The organism is Streptomyces albidus (ex Kaewkla and Franco 2022), assembly GCF_013870515.1.
Classification (GTDB): Bacteria; Actinomycetota; Actinomycetes; order Streptomycetales; family Streptomycetaceae; genus Streptomyces; species Streptomyces albidus.
In genome coordinates, this window is sequence record NZ_JACBXA010000035.1 from 20,163 (window position 1) to 36,746 (window position 16,584).

The window sequence follows — 16,584 nt, forward strand, 5'->3', positions numbered from 1 at the left end:
GGTCCGGCATGACTGCACTGAACACGATCCGCAAGTACGTGCTGGCGGCTGCCCTCGCGCTGGCCGTCGTGGCCATGGTGGTCGTCGGCCTGATGATGGCGACGATCACTTACGACGTCATCGTCCGCTTCACCTTCTCCGCGCCGACGGACTGGGCGTTCCCGCTCAACGCGGCCGGAGTTCTCACCTCGACGTCGCTGGCCGTCCCGTACCTGTACGCCAAGGGCCGGCACATCTCCATGGACCTGGTGCACCGGTCTCTGCCGGGCGGGGCACGCCGAGGGGCGGATCTCGTGACCGCGGCCGCCACGGCGTTCCTCGGCCTGGTCCTCACCGTCACCGCGTTCCGCTCGATGACGATCGCGATCGAGGGCGGGCTCACGGGATCCGGCACGTTCAGCATCCCCCTGTGGATTCCCGATGCCGTGCTGTTCGTCACCGGTGTCCTGCTGACCCTCGTGGCCGTGCTCTTCCCGCCGGGCGGCACGGACGACGGCCCGGCGGACGGCACTGAGCCCGGGACCGCCCCCGAACCCTCCCCCGAAGAGGCCACGGCCGGTCACGGCGACCGCGGGTCTTCCGCCGCCGGCGAAGGAGAGCAGAAGTCATGATGTCCGACGCCGGTATCGCGGCCCTCGCGGTCGTACTCCTCCTGCTCCTCATCGCCATGCGCGCGCCGATCTTCGTGGCGCTCGCCGTCGCCGGCATCGCGGGCCTGATCGGCCTCAACGGCCTGTCCGGCGTGGAGTTGATCCCCCTGTCGCTGGTGGCGCAGCTGCAGAACTACGCACTCGTCGCGGCGCCCCTGTACATCCTGCTCGGTGAGGTGCTCGCCGTCAGCGGCCTGGGCCGCGACCTGTTCGGCGCCGCCCACCGCTGGTTCAACAGGGTCCCCGCCGGCCTGGGCGCCTCGGCCATCGGCTCGTCCACCGTGTTCGGAGCGATGTCCGGAGTGAGCATCTCCTCGGTCGCGGTGATCGGCAGGATGGCGGTCCCGGAGATGCTCAGCCGCGGTTACCGCCCGTCGTTCGCGAGCGGCACGGTGACCGCCTCCGGCGCCCTGGCGATGCTCATCCCGCCGAGCCTGATGTTCATCCTGTACTCGTCGGTGACGGGCGTGAGCATCGCGTCGCTGTTCGCCGGCGGACTGATACCCGGCCTGCTGCTCGCCGCGTTCATGATCCTTTACGTGGTCCTGCGGGCGAAGACCGCACCGGCCAACGCACCTGTGTCGGAAGAGCGGTTCACCTGGCGGGAACGCTTCGTGGCGCTCGGGAAGATCTCGCCGGCGCTGGGGCTCGTCCTGCTGGTCCTCGGCTCGATCTACACCGGACTCGCGACACCGACGGAGGCCGCGGCCGTCGGCGCTCTGGCCGCGTTCGCCGTGACCGGATGGGTCTACCGCAAGCTGGGCTGGGCCAACCTCAAGACCATCTTCTCCTCCACCGCGCACGTGAGCGCGTCGGTGCTGGCGATCGTCGGTGCGGCGTTCATCTTCACGCAGATGCTCGTGGCGGCGCGCATCCCGGACGCGGTCTCCAGCTTCGTGGTGGGCCTGGAGGTCTCGCGCTATCTGGTGATCGCAGCGATCATGATCGTGCTCGTACTGCTCGGGTGCCTCGTCGACGCCGCGTCGCTGCTGCTCGTCGTGACACCGATCCTGGTGCCCGCGATCGAAGGACTGGGCTTCGACCCCCTGTGGTTCGGCGTGCTGCTCGTGGTCAACCTGGAGATGGCGGTGATCACGCCACCGGTGGGCCTGAACCTCTACACCATGAAATCCGTGGTGCCCGAGCTGGACCTCGCCGACATCTTCCGCGGCGTCATCCCCTACCTGGCCATCGAAGCCGCGATGCTGGCCCTGGTCACCGCCGTACCCGAACTGGCCACCTGGCTCCCGGAGGTCCTCCAGTGATCGCTGCTCTGGCGGACTGGGCCGCCGAGTTCGAGCCGGACGAGGCGGACGAGGCCCTCGCCCGCAGATCGCTGATGGACACGGTCGCCGTCACCCTGGCCGCGGCCGACGACCCGGTCGTGGAACTGACGGCTGATCTGCCGGAGGCCCTTCGCTGGGCCGCGGTCGGGCATGTGCTGGACTTCGACGACGTGCACCTGCCGTCCACGTCGCACATCAGCGTCGTCTGCGCGTCCGCGACGCTCGCCACCGGAGGCGGCCCGCGCGCCTACCTCGCCGCGGCCGGAGTGATGGCGCGGCTCGGAACGGCCCTGGGCTGGAGCCACTACAGCAGCGGCTGGCACACCACCTGCACGGCCGGAGCACCGGCCGCCGCGGTCGCGGCGGGGCTCTCCCTCGGCCTGGACGCCGAAGGGCTCAAGCGGGAGATGGCGCTCGCGGTGCCGGGGGCGGGCGGCGTGCAGCGCGCGTTCGGCACCTCCGGCAAGTGCCTCCAGGTGGGGTTCGCGACCGAGGCCGGAGTACGCGCGGCGCGGCTCGCCGCGGCAGGCGCGTCCGCCGAACCCGCGGCACTGGACCAGTGGTTCGAGCTGGTGGGAGGCGCCGGTGACCCCGACCTCTCCGGTCCCGCCGTGCCGGACGGACTGGCCGTCAAACTGCATCCCTGCTGCTACGCGATGCAGCGGCCCATCAGCGCCGCGCGCACACTGCCGTGGGACGGGAAGGACCCCGGCGACGTCACCCGGATCGTCGTCACCACACCCGAAGTCGGCATGCAGCCGCTGATCCACCACCGTCCCCGTACCGGGCTGGAGGCGAAGTTCAGCATGGAGTACGCGGTCGCCACCGCCCTCCTCGACGGCTTCCCCGGTCTCGCCGACTTCACCGACGCCGCCGCCGTACGACAGCACGCGCAGCACCTGATCGAGCGGACGGAAGTACGTGTCACCCCCGGCGGGGAGAGCCTCATGGCGGGGGAGACGCACATCCAGCTGGAAACGGCGGACGGTTCGCAGGCCGAGGCCGCGCTGGACCTCCCGCAGGGGCATCCCCAGCGGCCGCCGAGCGACGCCGAACTGGCCGCGAAGGTCGCGTCCTGCGTGGGTGAGCAGCGCAGCCGGGAGGTCATGGATCTGACCTGGGAGAAGGCTCCGGGCCTGCTCCGGAGGAGCTTCCCGGGCTCCTCCCGGTGATCCAGCCGAACACCTGCCCGGCGTCGAACTCGCTCTGGCCGCCCGCGAAGAGCAGACCGGCGGAGGCGAACGCCGGGTCCGAGGCGGTCCCCTGCACATAGGGGACGGCCACGCACCGCATGCCCGCGCGGCGTGCCGCTTCCGCACCCGGCGGAGCGTCCTCCAGCACGACGCAGCCAGCAGGACGCGCGCCGAGCCGTCGTGCCGCCTCCAAGAAGACGTGCGGCTCGGGCTTGCCGTGGGCGACCTCCTCCGCCGAGACCTGGACGGGCAACAGCTCGGCCAGGCCCACGCAGTTCAGTACGGCCTCGATGGCCCGCCTCGAGGATCCCGAGGCCACCGCCATCGGATATCCGGCGGCGTGCAGTCGCCGCACCAGGCTCCGCATGCCGGGGAAGACCTGCGTGGAGCGGCCGGCCAGTTCGAGGTAGGCGCGGTTCTTCTCCTCCAGCAGCTGCTCGACGGGGGCGTCGATGCGGTGCTCCGCGCGCAGCGTCTCCATCGTCTCCCGCGTGCCGATGCCGATGAACCGCGTGTGCTCCCGCCATGTGAAGTCCGGTACGCCGTGGGCCGCCAGCACGCGCCGTCCCGCCTCGTAGTAGTGGGGCTCGCTGTCGACGAGGGTGCCGTCGAGGTCGAAGATCACAGCTGTCACGGGGGAGTCGTCCATGGTCCCAGGGTGCCAAGTCACGCCTGCTGGCGCGCATCTGTCGCTGTGATCGAGAACGCCCCGCGCCCATACGGCCGCTGCTACGGTCCAATCAAGATCGCGAGACGGTTCCCGCCGGTCATGGCGCCGGCAAGGCGAAGGAGCAGGCATGAGTGACGTGGCCGGACAGTGGGCGGACAGGGCGTACATCGGATCCTTCACCTCGGCCGGCGGCCGCGGCATCACCACGGCCTCGGTCGACGCGGCCAGCGGCGCGCTGACCGAGCTGCACCACACCGACAACGACGTGCCCGACCCCTCCTACCTCACGCTGACGGAGGGCCCCGGGGGGAGATACAGACCCGGCGGCCATCTCTACGCGGTCAGCGAGAGAGACATCGGCGGCGCCGCCGCCTTCTCCCTCGACGACCGTGACCGGCCCGTTCTGATGGGCGACCCCACACCGGTGCGGGGCGGCGGGCCCACCCATCTGACGATCGCGGTCGGCCACCTCATCACCGCCAACTACGGCTCCGGCAGCATCAGCGCGCTGCCCGTACGCGCCGACGGCACACTCGGAAGCCGGGCCTCGGTGCACGTGCACACCGGCCACGGGCCCGAGAAGGCCCGGCAGGAGGGGCCGCACGCCCATGCGGTCGTCCCCGACCCGTCCGGGCGGTGGCTGCTGTCCGTCGACCTGGGTACGGACTCGGTGTGGGTCTACGACCTGCGTGACGCGTGCCCCGAGGGGGAGCCGCTGCCGCAGACGGAGGCCGTGCTGCGGCCCGGGACCGGGCCCCGGCATCTCGCCTTCCACCCCGACGGCACCCACGCCTACGTCATCAACGAGCTCGAATCGACCGTCACGGTGTGCAGTTGGGACGCGGGGACGGGCACGCTGGAGGCCCTCGGCGAGACCCGCACCGTGCCGGAGAACTCCACGCAGGAGCGCAACCACCCCTCGGAGCTGGTGATCTCCGGAGACGGCCGGTTCGCCTGGGCCGCCAACCGCGGCCACGACAGCATCGCGGTGCTCGCCCTCGCCGCCGACGGCGACTCGATGGAGCTGACCGGCACGGTCCCCTGCGGCGGCCACTGGCCCCGGGACCTGGCCCTGCACCCGTCCGGCCGGTGGCTCTACGCCGCCAACGAACGTTCCGGCGACGTCACTTGGTTCGACATCGACCAGGTCTCCGGGACCCCCCACCGCTCGGGCGCCCTCAGCGCACCCGCAGCCAGCTGCGTGATCTTCGGCTGACGGGCACCTCGTTCACCGAGGCGGCGGCCTCCCCGTCCGGGAAAGCACCGGCACGGCAGCGAAGAGGCGGCGTCCCGTCCTCCCCGACTGGCCACCGCCTCCGCTCCGGACCGGCACTCAAGCCGGCCGTCCTCTGCCCCCTGGCGCGTGCCGTCAGCGCGCCGCCATGCCCTGAGGCGACTGCTGCTGGGCGATACCGAGTTTGGCCGCGTACGTGGACGCCACCAGCTTGCCCACCGCGGGATAGGCACCCAGCGGTTCGGCGACCGCGCAGCCCGCCTCCGCCGCGGCGGCGTCCAGCAGCCCCTCGGAGACCTCCGGACCGATGAGACAGGGCGCGACGGCCAGCTGTGTGGACCCCGACTCGCGCAGCTGCTCGGCGATGCGTGCGACGGCGCCCTCCTCGTCCAGGCCGGCGGCGAGGACGGGGACGGCGAGGCGCGCGGCCAGCAGCATGCCGGTGATCCCGGCCGCCTGCACCGCCTCCTCCCCGCCGACGGTCGCGAGGATTATGCCGTCCGCGGCGGTCGCCACGGTGAAGAGCCGTGCGCGGTCGGCGCGTGCGAGACCGGCCTCGGAGAGCTTCACGTGCACGCCTTCGGCGAGCAGCGGGTGCGGGCCCAGCACATCGGTGAGTTCCGCTCCCGTGCCGCTGGAGAGCACCGCCTGCCGTATCTGCCGCATGCGGGCGGCGTCCGGGCCGGCGAGCAGCGGGATGACCACGGCGACCAGACGTTCCTCGGCCGCCGACTGGGCGTCCGCCGCAGCGGCGGCAGTGGCCTCCTCCGACGCCTCGCCGTCCTCGGACGCCTCGATGGCGGCCAGTTCGGCAGCGCGTACCGCGGCGGCCTGCTGTTCGGCGGCGGCCTGCGAGAGGACTCCGTCCAGCGTCGGGAATTCCTCGCCGTCACCCTCCACGTAACCGATGCGCGCATCCATGCCGGGAAGCTCCGAGCGGGCGATGCTCAGGATCTCCTCGGCGAGGCTGCGGATGGTGCCGGACGGCGTGCCGGGCACGGCAAGTACCAGCGCAGGGGCGTTCTCAGGTGCGACGACGGGCTCCGGCTTGCGGTGTCGTCCGGGCCTGCGTGGACGTGGCATTCGTACTGGCAGGCCGTTGTCCGGGTCAGTGGGGGAGCTCATGCGCCCGCATGTTAACCCCTTGCGGGGCCCCTCCGTTCGGGCGGGGGAGAGTCAACGGGTATGCCCGATTCGTCCCTCGGGGGAATTGTGGGCGTTTAACAGTCTTTCTTCAACTGAGTGACAGCAGTGCGGAATCCTCCGGCAACCGCAGCCCGCCCGAAGCCAGCCGGGCGGCGATGAGCAGCGCGCCGTCCAGCGGATCGCCCGCGGGGTCCAGGATGCTCGCCAGCGGCAGCCGGTCCGCCAGCCGGCTCATGAGCGGCTCCAGAAGCGGCCGGCCGAGGCGGAAGAGGCCACCCGTCAGAGCGACGGAGGCCGGCTCCTGTGAGGGGCACACGGCCGCCGCCGCGGTGGCGATCTCCTCCGCCGCGCATTGCAGGATTCCGTCCGCTACGGGGTCGTCCCCGGCGCAGCGCGCGACCTCGGGCGCGAACGACGCGAGAACCGCCGGCCGGTCCGTACGCGGATACAGAGAGCCGGGCAGCCCGCTCAACGGCGCCCCGAAGACCGCCTCCGCGCGCTCCTGGAGGGCCGCCGAGCCGCCGGCCCGGCCGTCGTACGCGCGCATGGCGGCCTGGAGCCCGGCCTGCCCGATCCAGGCTCCGCCCCCGCAGTCGCCCAGGAGATGCCCCCAACCGTCGGCGCGGCGCCAGGAGTTGAGATCCGTGCCCATGGCGATCAGGCCGGTGCCGCCGGCGACGACGGCTCCGGGCAGCTCGCCGAGGGCTCCCGCGTACGCGGTCACGGCGTCGGCGGCCAGTGCGATGTGGCGTACGCCGAACTCCCGTCTCAGGGCCGACGGCAGCTCGGCGCGCAACTGCCCCCCGAGGGTGGCCATTCCGGCGGCACCGACGCACACCGCGCTCAGGCCTCCGGCCTCGCCAGGAGCTTCGGCGATGTCCTGTGCGCCGTTCCGGGCGGATGCCTCCGCGGCCTCGGCGAGCAGTTCACGGGCGGCAGGCACGAGTTGGTCCAGCATGTGTCCGGCGTCGATGCCCCCGGGGCCCGTACGGACCGGCTCCGCCGACGTGCGTGCGCCCACCGCCCGAGGCGGGGATCCCCGTCGGACCACGGCCAGGGTGATGCGCAGCCCCGACCCGCCGGAGTCGGCACCGAGCACCAGGGCCCCAGGTCCGTCACCCCCGCGCGGGGCCGGGTCCACGGCCTCGCCTGACACCGGCCCCGGCTCGCTCACGGGAGCCGCCAGTCCACCGGCTCGGCTCCCTGCTGGGCCAGCAGGTCGTTGACGCGGCTGAAGGGACGCGAGCCGAAGAACCCGCGGTCCGCCGACATGGGGGAGGGGTGGGAGGACTCGACCACGGGCCGACTGCCCAGCAGCGGGCGGAGGTTGCGGGCGTCGCGCCCCCACAGAACGGAGACCATCGGCCGCTCCCGCTCGACGAGAGCCCGGATGGCCTGTTCCGTGACCTCTTCCCAGCCCTTCCCGCGATGAGCCGCAGGCTGGCGGGGCGCCGTGGTCAGCGCCCTGTTGAGCAGCAGCACACCCTGCCGGGTCCACGGAGTCAGATCGCCGTTCGAGGGGCGCGGGAGACCGAGGTCGCTGTGCATCTCCCGGAAGATGTTCTCCAGGCTGCCCGGCAGCGGCCGTACCTCCGGGGCGACCGAAAACGAAAGGCCGACGGCGTGACCCGGGGTCGGGTACGGGTCCTGCCCGACGATGAGGACCCGCACCTCGTCGAAGGGCTGCTGAAAGGCACGCAGGACGTTCGCGCCCGAGGGGAGGTACGTTCTGCCCGCTGCGATCTCCGCGCGCAGGAACTCGCCCATGAAGGCGACCTTTTCAGCGACCGGTTCCAGCGCCTTGGCCCAGCCCGGTTCGACGATCTCGTTCAACGGTCGTGCAGCCACGGGCGGTTACTCTACTGGCTCCGCGAGGCTGCTCCGGGCCCGTACGCGCCACTCAGTCGATCACCGCCGCGCGCACGCACAGCACGTCCGGCAGATGGTCGGCCAACTGCTGCCAGCTCTCCCCCTCGTCCGCGCTGGCGAAGACCTCGCCGTTGCGATTGCCGAAGTAGATGCCCGCGGGATCCGCCGCGTCGGCACACATGGCGTCACGCAGCACCGGACCGAAGTGGGCGCTCTCCGGCAGGCCCGTGCCCATCTCCTGCCAGCTCGCTCCCGCGTCGTCCGTGCGGTAGACGCGGCAGCGCCGCTGCGCCGGGACGCGGTCGGAGTCGGCGTTGAGCGGGAAGATGTACGCGACGCCTCCGCGGCGGGGGTGCGTGACCACGGGGAAGCCGAAGTCCGAGGGCAGGCTGTCTCCGATGGACGTCCAGCTCGTCCCGGCGTCGTCGCTGCGGTAGACGCCCCAGTGGTTCTGGAGGTAGAGCCGGTCCGGGTCGGCGGCGTCCCGCGCGACCTTGTGCACGCACTGCCCGTAGTCGGGGAAGCGCTGGTTCTCCGGAAGGAAGACCGCTTCGACACCGCGGTTGCAGGGCTCCCAGCTCTTGCCGCCGTCCCCGGTGCGGTACGCGCCGCCCGTGGAGACCGCGACGGTGACCCGGCGCGCGTCCCTCGGGTCGACCAGGATGGTGTGAAGGCCCAGGCCGCCGCCTCCGGGCACCCAGTCCTTGCGGGAGGGGTGCTCCCACAGCCCGCGCATGAGGTCGAAGCTTACGCCGCCGTCCTCCGATTTGAAGAGCGCACCGGGCTCGGTGCCCGCGTAGACCACGTCCGGCTCGTCGGCTCCACCCGGCTCCAGCTGCCAGACCCGCTCCAGCGAACTCTCCGTGTCCTGCGGGAACTTCACCGCCGGCTCGGGCGGCTCCGTCCACGTGGCGCCCAGGTCGTCGGAGTGGAAGACCGACGGGCCCCAGTGTGAGCTGTCGCCGCCGACGAGCACCCTCGGCCCGGACGCACGCCGGGTGTCGAACGCGACCGAGTAGACCGCCTGGGCGTTGAAGTGCGGCCCTTCGAACTTCCAGTCGGCCGCGTGCCGTCTCTCCGCCGCCTTCCGGGCAAGGAACAGCCCTTTCCTTGTACCTACCGCGAGCACTACGTCTGTCATGCCTGATCCCGCCTCCGTGACGCCGTTGTCTGAGGTACGGATCAGTCTGCACCCGGCCGCCGACAATGACTCCGCACCGGACATCGGTGCAGGTCGGAGAGTGCGCCGTGCATCTCTCGGAGGGTGGCCGCAAACGCTGCCGGTCCCCGCCCCTCACGCCTCCGGCGCGGGCTGGACGTGGACGAGCTGCTCCTCCAGGCGACGGGCGGGCAGCTGCCGTACGAGGACGGGTGAGACCGCTTCCGGCGGGGAGCCCAACTCCCAGTCCAGCCCGTACCGGTCGAAGAGCTCGGCACGAAGCCGGGCCATCGGCATCGGCGCACCCGGCAGCAGCACGGCGACGACGGCACCCATCAACAGCGCGCGCAGCAGCGGATAGTCGGCGTGCGGGTCGGACGAGCCGTAGCGCTGCACCGTCTCCAGCAGCAAGATCGCCAGACGCTGCTGCTCAGGACACTGGACGAACCCTTCCTGCTGAAGGATCCCTGCCATGTGGGCCCTCATCAGCACGGGACGGTCGACTGCCAGGCCGAGGATCGCGTCGATGGCGCGTGCGAGCGACTCGGAGCCGGCCTGCGCGCCCTCCGGCGCGGGACGGCGCTCCAGGGCCTCCTCCAACGTGAGGTGCATCAGCCGGTGCACAGCCGACTGGAAGAGCTGCCTCTTGCCGGGGAAGTAGTAGGAGATCAGGCCGCGTGCCGAACCTGCACGGTCGGCGATGTCACCCAGCGTGGTCGCCTCGAAGCCGCGCTCGCCGACGAGATCGACGGTCGCCTGGAGCAGGCGATCGCGTGAGCGTCTGCGCAATTCTTCATTGACCGATGCGCTCCGAGGGGACATCCTGTTAGCTCCTGGGTTGACTGGCTCACAGCCAATATACTCAGCATGACTTCGGACGCAGCCCCGACCAGGCGGCGCCCGGTGCGGCCACCGGTATTGGGCGACACGGGGGATCGCCCAATACCGGTATTTACACGGGTGCTTCCACCCCAACATGTCCGTGCGCTGCCGTGTCGGTGATCTGAAGCGAGATCGGTCACAGCTCCCCGTAAGAGCTTCCGGGGAGATCGACCGCAGTTCCGCCCGTCGGCTGCGACTGCTGAACAGGCCTGCTCAGGCCCCCGGGGAGACGTTCGGTTCACGGCCCCTTACTGCCCGTCCGGCGCCTCAGTCACGCCCCTTCGCTCCGTCTCCACGCCCCTCCAGCAGCCCGGCCGTCCCGATGTGCCTCACCGCCGTCGCGGACGTGCCCCGAAGAGAGGTGAACACCGAGCTCAGGCGGCCCCGTTGCGCCCCGAACCAGTTCGCGCCGTGCTCGTAGAGCCGCTGCCCTTGATGGGTGACCCGCAGGATTCCACCCACCGAGCCGAAGACGGGGGCGATCACACGCCAGCGGCCTCCGACTCCGGCTCGCACGGCATTGGCGGCAACCGCCGCGCCACGCGTGACCGTCAGTCTCATCGGCGGCGTGTGCATCTCGCCGTCGAAGGTCTCCCGGGAGACCTGGCACGCGTGGAGGAGGCGCTGCGCCGTGGCCAGCACCGCAGCGGGATCCCGGGGCGCGGGGTCCGCTGCCCCCTGCATGTCGAGAAAGGTCTCCAGCTCCTCGCCGGAGGCGTGATCGCGGTCCCTGTCCTGCACGGCCTGCCTCGCGACGAAGCACAGCTCCTCGAGGGCGATGCGCGCCTGCAGCCCCTTGGCCACCCACCGGGAGGCCTTGAGCGTCGCTGGGGGAGGCGTCGAGTTCGAGGCGACGCCTTCCAGTTCGTCCGCCACCTCAGCGGGGACGGGTTCGCCGACGATCTCCTGCAGGCCCGCGGTGAGGTGTTCCAGAAATGCCGCCCGCTCCTTCTCACCCGAAGGGGCGAGCTGTGCCAGACGCCTGGGGGAGAGCAGGAGGTGGACGAGCCAGCCCGCACCGTCGAGACGTCCCCACATCCAGTCGTTCGCGCGCCACGAACTCTTGTAGAAGGCCCCGAAGTTGTGGACCTGGCGGCCGGTGAGCTTCTCGCTCGGCAGGCTGCGCGGATCGAGGTCGGTGCGCGTCTCGGCGCTCATCTGGACGAGTTCGACGATCTGCCGGGCCGCCGGCTCCTGCGGATACATGACCTGCTGCGCGGCCTGGAGATCGAACAGACGCCGGGCCACGTGCCTCACCGCGGCGTCCCTCGGTGTGCCTTCCGGTTCCGGACCGCTCAAGTGGGTCAGGACCGCTTCGAGAGGATCTCCGTCGTCGGAGGAGAGCAGGTTCCGCAACAGTTCGCGGGCCTCCACCACCACTGTCGCGAGCTGCTCCCAGGCGGTGCTGAGTCCGGTGCGGGCGGAGGCGGCGGGCACGAGGGAGCGAACGGCCTGCTGCCACGCGTCGCTGCCGGTCAGCCTGGCGACGGTGTCCATGGGCAGCGGCCCGCTGCCGGGAAGCGAGGCGATCAGATCCCGCGACAGACGTGGCTTCGCCGGCACGGACGCCGCGTGGCCCGCCGCCGCATGTGCCTGCTCCACGAAGCCGCCCAGGGCCACACGAGCGGTCGGATCGGAGCGGGTGGCCTCGAAGCCGCCGCGGAGCAGTCTCAGCACCGTCGCCTTGGCTCCGTCGAACGCCGGCCGGCCGAAGCGGGCCAACTCGCCGAAGAGTGCGCCGTCCCCGGCGGGCGAAGCCGGCAGTTCCTCCTTGATCAGCGATGCCGCCGCCTCGGTGAGGTCCTCGTGATCCGTGCCGAATCCGGCGGGCCTGCCGTCCGCAGCTCTGCGACCGGTCGCGACAAGCTGCCGCAGTGTCTCGTTCGCTGCTGTACGGGCCAGCCCACAAGCATGAAGGTCGCGGTATTCGGTGAGCAGGCCGCCCGCACCCAGGTCGCCCCGCGCCCCGGCCAGCGCGGCCAGGCGGCTCTCGGAGTTCTCCCGGGAGCGGGCCTGGGCGTTGTGGGCGAGTACGGCCTTCAGCTCGGAGGTGATGCTCTGTGACCGCACGGCGGCCACATCGGCGAGCAGAGCCGCTCCCAGGGCCGGGACGTCCTCCTGCAGGCGGACGGGAGTCTCCTCGGCCTTGCCGGGGAAGGGCACGACGTACGCGAGGACCCTGCGCACCTCGCTGCTCGCTCCGCGCTCGAAGACGGCCTCCAGCGCCGGACCCAGCGGACGGTTCGCCAACAGACCGCCGTCCGCGCAGAACTGGGTTCTCAGACCGGGGCCCACATGGGGAGCCATGTCCGGGTGCCCGTCCGTGCCGGGCTCGCCGACCGGAACGAACGCCGGCTCGAAGGCCCCTGGGAAGGAGGCGCTGCTGCGCGCGGCGAGCGCGAGTGCGTCCACGACGCCGGGGGAGTCCAGCTGCTCGGCGGTGAAGGAGAACAGGCCCCGATGAGCGGTGTCGTGGATCGCGGTGCCGTAGTCGTCCGTGAAGGTGATCTCCTCGCCGTCGAGGAGGGTGGTCGTGATGAACACACGGGTGGGGTCCTCGTCCGCCCCGATGCGCGGTTCGGCGTCCCCGACGAGTTCGGCGAGTGCCTCCCGGAGTCCGTCGAGCAGGACGTCGTCGCCCAGGAGCAGTGACGGCGGTGCCGACTCCGACGGGTCACGCAGCAGCAGGTCGAGAGCGCCCTGTTCGAGCCAGAGGTCACGCAGCATCCCGAGATCCCGGTGCCGTACGTTCGCCGCCCCCAGGAGTGCGGCGTTGATGCCGCCGGCACTCGTGCCGGACAGCACGTCGATGCTGAAGTCCAGTTCCAGCAGGTCGAGCAGCTTCCCGTACTTCTCCCTCACCTGCTTGTCCGCCGCGGCTTCCGGCGCCGCGAACACCTCCGGCCGGCTCGCCGCAGCGAGGAGGTTCATCTCCCGTGCGACGCCGCCCATCCACACCGACAGGCTGACCCCGCCTGTGAATGTCGCGGCCACCCTCACTTCCGCTCTCGCCCTGCCCCCGCGGGCCCTCGCTTCATCCGTCGCATCCATGCGCCCATGGGACCGCCGGACGGAGCCGAGCCGCCCGCTCGGCACGCGCAACGCGGCAAGGTTCCGTCAATTGCCCCACGTCCCGGAGGTGCGGTCCGCCGAGCGGGCTCTCCCGGCGCCCCGACGGCCGAACTGGCGCTTCCCGAACCGTTGTTGCGTGCTCGACCGTTCAATAGAATGGTGAACGATCGTGGTGAGAACGCCGTGTCCGAAAGGGGCGGCCTCCTTCTCCCGTCGTACGGCACCGATTCAGCAGCTCACTAGGAGAGCTCATGCCGTTAGCGGTGGTCTCGCTCATCTGGGACGCGGGAAAGTCCTCCGGTCCGCAGGACGTGAAGTACGACGAGGACGGCTACCACCTCGTCCGCTTCCCCTACGACGGGGAGTCCTACGACCCCTGGAAGATGCACGACCCGGCCAACGGCGGCGGTGATCCGGAGGATTTCCCCCACCCCCGCTCGGGGCTCATCCTTCCCAGCCATGAGGGCTGGGGCGTCGTCTCCGCGATGGTCCACTGGGCGAAGGACGGCGACCCCCACGAGTACCGCGCCCGCTTCGTGCGCGACCCACTCGGTGACGGCTACGACTCGACGGCGACGACCGACGCGGCTGAGACGGGCGGCGGCCAGTACAAGTCCTACATGTGGCAGTTCTTCGTCCACCGCGACGTACCCGTCGGTCTGAAGATCTCCGCCCGCGGCAAGGACGACGCCAAGATCGCCACACCCATCGTGCACGCCCAGCTCAAGCTCGCCATCCACACGGACGTGATCAAGCCGTAGAGCTCGGCGCGGACGGGAGGCCGGGCGGGGGCACCGGTCAGCGTGCGGACGGCAACAGCCCGGGCAGGCGGATCTCGCGCCGGGTGACGGCGTCGCCGGACCGTGCCTTACTGCCCCGGCCGTTCAGCCGGCCAGCGCCAGGACCGGCCGCAGACCGTCCGGGCGTTCGCCGGGCGGGAGATGACGCACCAGATGGACGGCACAGCCGATCTCTGCGGCACCCGAGTCGGCCCGCTCCTCGTCACCGACCATCAGTACGTCCTGCGGCGCCAGGCCCAGGGCCGCGCAGCCGGCCAGGAAGAGCCGGGGGTCGGGCTTCTGGACGCCGTGTTCGTAGGAGAGCACGTAGTCCCGCACGTACGGCGCGAGCCCGTGCTCACGGAAGACGGGCCGCAGGTCCCAGCCGATGTTGCTGACCACGGCGACCGGCACTCCCCGCTGCGCGAGCGTGCTCAGCACCTCGGCGGTGTCGGGGTAGGGCTGCCAGGCGTCGGGCTTCCTGGAGCGCTCGTACAGCGCGTCGTAGAGGTCCGAATGAGGCAGCGGGACCTGCCGTGCGAGCCCCGTGAAGGCGGCGCGGTGCTTGGCGGCGTCCTCGTCCCGTTGCTCCCACAGCAGCCGCAGCTCCTGCGGTACTGACTGCGGGGACGCCCCGCCCGGCTGCGCCCCCGCCGACTCCAGCCGGTGGGCCAGGGCGGCACTCTCCTCCGCCGGTACGGCGATCCCGGTCTCCGCCATCGCCGCGCGCAGCCACCGCAGCGTCGGCTCCACGCGCAGCAGCGTTCCGGAGAAGTCGAAGAGCACACCCTTGGCCGTCATACGTCCTCCCTTGCCGTGTCCCCGGTGTTGGTACGGCGCGCCGGCCAAGTCCCTCTGTTCACCGCCGTGTTCCACAGGCCGACGGCCATCGCCGCCAGTGACACCCCCAGCAGTGCCCCCACGATCGTGTCGGACAGCCAGTGCACGCCGAGCACGATCCGCGTCAGGCACACGCCGGGGACCGACAGGACGGCGAGGACAAGCACCGTTCCCTTCACGGGAGTTGCGGCCCCCGAGCGCAGGACCAGCCAGGCGACCAGGGTGCAGGTGACCGCGGCCGTCATCGCATGGCCCGAGGGCATCGCTGCGAAGTGCGCCGAGTCGACCGGCTGATGCCACTCGGGACGTTCGCGGTCGATCAGAACCTTCAGCCCCTGCTGAACTCCCGTGCACACGGCGGAAGTCGCCACGCACCACAGGGCGAGCAGGCCGTCGCCGCGCAGCCACAGCCACACGGCGGCCGCCGCGATCACGAGCCGCATGGTCACCGTGTCCCATACCCAGTCGGACAGAACGCGGTTGACCTCGGTCCAGTCCGGGTGAGCGAGGGCCCCCGCGTGCGTCCAGTCGGCCAAGGCCCGGTCCGCATCCAGCAGCGGGTGCCAGTTGAGAGCGACCATGACGACGAGGGCGAAGGCGGCGACGCTCAGACCCAGCGCCGTCCACAGCCATGGCGCGGCGGGCACGGGGGAGTTCGTCGACGCGGAGTGAGCGTGGGGCTTTCCGTACATGGGTCGATCTTCACCCGGGGGAGACGTCGGCGGCTATCGAAGCGCGGAGAGTCCGGGGACGAAAGCCACCAGCAGGGGCACGGCGGGGACCAGCGCGGCGAGCGCTGTCATACGCAGACGGCGGCTCACCGGCAGCCTAGGTGTGCCGGTCAGCAGCCGGTGCACCCGGTGCGGCACCTGGGCGAGAGGGGTGGGACAGGGGCCGAACACCCCGCTGTCCTCGTTGAGTTCCACCAGCGCGAGGGCGATGGTCAGCCTGCCGAAGCGCCGCGAGGCCGTGTCGTCGGCCGCCATCTCGATGAGCGTGTGCACCTGGTCGCGGAACGCGGCGAAGACCGGAACGCGCGGGAAGCCCGTCGCCAGCGCCGAGGAGCAGTGCAGCAGCCAGTCGTGCCGGGCACGTGCGTGACCCTGCTCGTGCTCCAGGATCGCGTCCAGCTGCCGCCCACGCAGCCTGCGCAGCGCGGCAGTCGTGACGACCAGCCGGGGTGCGCTGCCGGGCATCCACCACGCGTCGGGCTTCCTGCCCTCCAGCACGACCAGCCGCTCACCCTCGTGGGGTTCCTCACCGGGCAGCCGCGGAGCTCGCAGGCGCAGTTCGTCCCGGCGGCGCTGCCGGCGTGCGCGTGCCTCGTGGACCTCGCGCAGCAGCATGGCGCCCGTCCACGCGCCGCCGCAGGCCAGCAGGACGGCGAGTGATCCGGCCCACGGGCCGTACGACCCGAAGCCGTACGCCTCCTCGACGCCGTTCGGTGCCGGTGCGAAGACCTGCCCCCGTACGACCTGCCATGAGGCGGCGGCCGAGAGTGCCATGGCGAGCGTGCAGCACAGCAGCACGGCGGCTACCACGCACTGCCACACCCACAGCCCGAGAACCGGTTCGCGTTCCGGCCATGACGAGCGAGCCAGTACGCGGGGTGCCACAGCGGCGGCCAGTCCGGCCAGGACGAGCAGTGCCAGCGCGACCATCATGGGCCCCACACTATGAGCCGCCCGCCGCAGGACGGTACGTCCGCCCATGAAGAAGTGACGGATGCCTCACAGCATCAGCAGCATCGGGAACCGGTCGCCGGGCTCCAGACCGTCAACTCTGATGAGTTCGCGTACCTGCT

General features: G+C 71.4%; 15 protein-coding genes. 5 read left to right on the plus strand and 10 right to left on the minus strand.

Translation table 11 applies throughout. From position 1 onward, the window contains the following. Positions 1-8: 8 nt before the first annotated feature. Genes H5J26_RS08835 through H5J26_RS08845 form a run of 3 tightly spaced genes read left to right on the plus strand, consistent with a single transcriptional unit; the run spans position 9 to position 3,108 of the window. Positions 9-611, plus strand: coding sequence for a TRAP transporter small permease (locus H5J26_RS08835; protein WP_181765186.1), 603 nt, complete (start codon positions 9-11; stop codon positions 609-611). Beyond that, a complete protein-coding gene (locus tag H5J26_RS08840; protein ID WP_210771130.1) occupies positions 608-1,915 on the plus strand; it encodes a TRAP transporter large permease in 1,308 nt (435 codons plus the stop codon). Before H5J26_RS08835 ends, H5J26_RS08840 begins: the two co-directional genes overlap by 4 nt. Then, positions 1,912-3,108 (plus strand): MmgE/PrpD family protein, encoded by a 1,197-nt coding sequence (locus H5J26_RS08845; protein ID WP_210771131.1) that lies wholly within the window; start codon positions 1,912-1,914, stop codon positions 3,106-3,108. Before H5J26_RS08840 ends, H5J26_RS08845 begins: the two co-directional genes overlap by 4 nt. Here the strand turns inward: H5J26_RS08845 and H5J26_RS08850 are convergent. Further along, positions 3,041-3,778: an HAD family hydrolase gene (locus H5J26_RS08850; protein WP_181765187.1), complete on the minus strand. Its 738-nt coding sequence runs from the start codon at positions 3,776-3,778 to the stop codon at positions 3,041-3,043. The two genes, H5J26_RS08845 and H5J26_RS08850, sit on opposite strands and share 68 nt — an antisense overlap. A gap of 148 nt (positions 3,779-3,926) precedes the next feature. Between H5J26_RS08850 and H5J26_RS08855 the strand changes: the two genes are divergently transcribed. Next, positions 3,927-5,015, plus strand: coding sequence for a lactonase family protein (locus tag H5J26_RS08855; RefSeq protein WP_181765188.1), 1,089 nt, complete (start codon positions 3,927-3,929; stop codon positions 5,013-5,015). A gap of 153 nt (positions 5,016-5,168) precedes the next feature. Here the strand turns inward: H5J26_RS08855 and H5J26_RS08860 are convergent, their stop codons facing one another. From H5J26_RS08860 to H5J26_RS08885, 6 genes are all read right to left on the minus strand, one after another. After that, positions 5,169-6,158, minus strand: a complete 990-nt coding sequence (locus H5J26_RS08860) for a hypothetical protein (RefSeq protein ID WP_181765189.1) — start codon at positions 6,156-6,158, stop codon at positions 5,169-5,171. A gap of 109 nt (positions 6,159-6,267) precedes the next feature. Continuing rightward, positions 6,268-7,353 carry an N-acetylglucosamine kinase gene (locus tag H5J26_RS08865; RefSeq protein WP_419183772.1) on the minus strand — a complete coding sequence of 362 codons (1,086 nt, stop codon included), beginning with the start codon at positions 7,351-7,353 and terminating at the stop codon, positions 6,268-6,270. Next, the gene (locus H5J26_RS08870; RefSeq protein ID WP_181765190.1) at positions 7,350-8,027 is read right to left on the minus strand and encodes a uracil-DNA glycosylase; all 678 of its coding nucleotides are present in this window, start codon (positions 8,025-8,027) and stop codon (positions 7,350-7,352) included. The genes H5J26_RS08865 and H5J26_RS08870 overlap by 4 nt, the downstream gene beginning before the upstream one ends. 52 nt (positions 8,028-8,079) lie before the next feature. After that, complete coding sequence (locus tag H5J26_RS08875; protein ID WP_181765191.1) at positions 8,080-9,189, minus strand: WD40/YVTN/BNR-like repeat-containing protein; 1,110 nt, start codon at positions 9,187-9,189, stop codon at positions 8,080-8,082. Between the two features lie 153 nt (positions 9,190-9,342). Further along, positions 9,343-10,029: a TetR/AcrR family transcriptional regulator gene (locus tag H5J26_RS08880; protein WP_181765192.1), complete on the minus strand. Its 687-nt coding sequence runs from the start codon at positions 10,027-10,029 to the stop codon at positions 9,343-9,345. 327 nt (positions 10,030-10,356) lie between these two features. Beyond that, on the minus strand, positions 10,357-13,083 hold the full coding sequence (locus H5J26_RS08885) for a patatin-like protein (protein ID WP_181765193.1): 2,727 nt from the start codon (positions 13,081-13,083) through the stop codon (positions 10,357-10,359). A 329-nt stretch (positions 13,084-13,412) separates the two neighbouring features. Here H5J26_RS08885 and H5J26_RS08890 point away from each other — a divergent pair, with 329 nt between their 5' ends. After that, the gene (locus tag H5J26_RS08890) at positions 13,413-13,922 is read left to right on the plus strand and encodes a hypothetical protein (RefSeq protein ID WP_181765194.1); all 510 of its coding nucleotides are present in this window, start codon (positions 13,413-13,415) and stop codon (positions 13,920-13,922) included. Between the two features lie 123 nt (positions 13,923-14,045). Here the strand turns inward: H5J26_RS08890 and H5J26_RS08895 are convergent, their stop codons facing one another. Genes H5J26_RS08895 through H5J26_RS08905 form a run of 3 tightly spaced genes read right to left on the minus strand, consistent with a single transcriptional unit; the run spans position 14,046 to position 16,444 of the window. Further along, positions 14,046-14,741: an HAD family hydrolase gene (locus H5J26_RS08895; protein WP_181765195.1), complete on the minus strand. Its 696-nt coding sequence runs from the start codon at positions 14,739-14,741 to the stop codon at positions 14,046-14,048. Beyond that, complete coding sequence (locus H5J26_RS08900; RefSeq protein ID WP_181765196.1) at positions 14,738-15,472, minus strand: phosphatase PAP2 family protein; 735 nt, start codon at positions 15,470-15,472, stop codon at positions 14,738-14,740. Before H5J26_RS08900 ends, H5J26_RS08895 begins: the two co-directional genes overlap by 4 nt. Before the next feature lie 33 nt (positions 15,473-15,505). After that, positions 15,506-16,444 (minus strand): M56 family metallopeptidase, encoded by a 939-nt coding sequence (locus H5J26_RS08905; protein ID WP_181765197.1) that lies wholly within the window; start codon positions 16,442-16,444, stop codon positions 15,506-15,508. Positions 16,445-16,584 lie beyond the last annotated feature (140 nt).

Bases quoted from the DNA above. Each gene is read 5' to 3' on its own strand.
- H5J26_RS08835 (WP_181765186.1), top strand. From the start codon at position 9: ATGACTGCACTGAACACGATCCGCAAGTACGTGCTGGCGGCTGCCCTC.
- H5J26_RS08840 (WP_210771130.1), top strand. From the start codon at position 608: ATGATGTCCGACGCCGGTATCGCGGCCCTCGCGGTCGTACTCCTCCTG.
- H5J26_RS08850 (WP_181765187.1), bottom strand. From the start codon at position 3,778: ATGGACGACTCCCCCGTGACAGCTGTGATCTTCGACCTCGACGGCACC.
- H5J26_RS08855 (WP_181765188.1), top strand. From the start codon at position 3,927: ATGAGTGACGTGGCCGGACAGTGGGCGGACAGGGCGTACATCGGATCC.
- H5J26_RS08860 (WP_181765189.1), bottom strand. From the start codon at position 6,158: ATGAGCTCCCCCACTGACCCGGACAACGGCCTGCCAGTACGAATGCCA.
- H5J26_RS08875 (WP_181765191.1), bottom strand. From the start codon at position 9,189: ATGACAGACGTAGTGCTCGCGGTAGGTACAAGGAAAGGGCTGTTCCTT.
- H5J26_RS08880 (WP_181765192.1), bottom strand. From the start codon at position 10,029: ATGTCCCCTCGGAGCGCATCGGTCAATGAAGAATTGCGCAGACGCTCA.
- H5J26_RS08890 (WP_181765194.1), top strand. From the start codon at position 13,413: ATGCCGTTAGCGGTGGTCTCGCTCATCTGGGACGCGGGAAAGTCCTCC.
- H5J26_RS08895 (WP_181765195.1), bottom strand. From the start codon at position 14,741: ATGACGGCCAAGGGTGTGCTCTTCGACTTCTCCGGAACGCTGCTGCGC.
- H5J26_RS08900 (WP_181765196.1), bottom strand. From the start codon at position 15,472: ATGTACGGAAAGCCCCACGCTCACTCCGCGTCGACGAACTCCCCCGTG.
- H5J26_RS08905 (WP_181765197.1), bottom strand. From the start codon at position 16,444: ATGATGGTCGCGCTGGCACTGCTCGTCCTGGCCGGACTGGCCGCCGCT.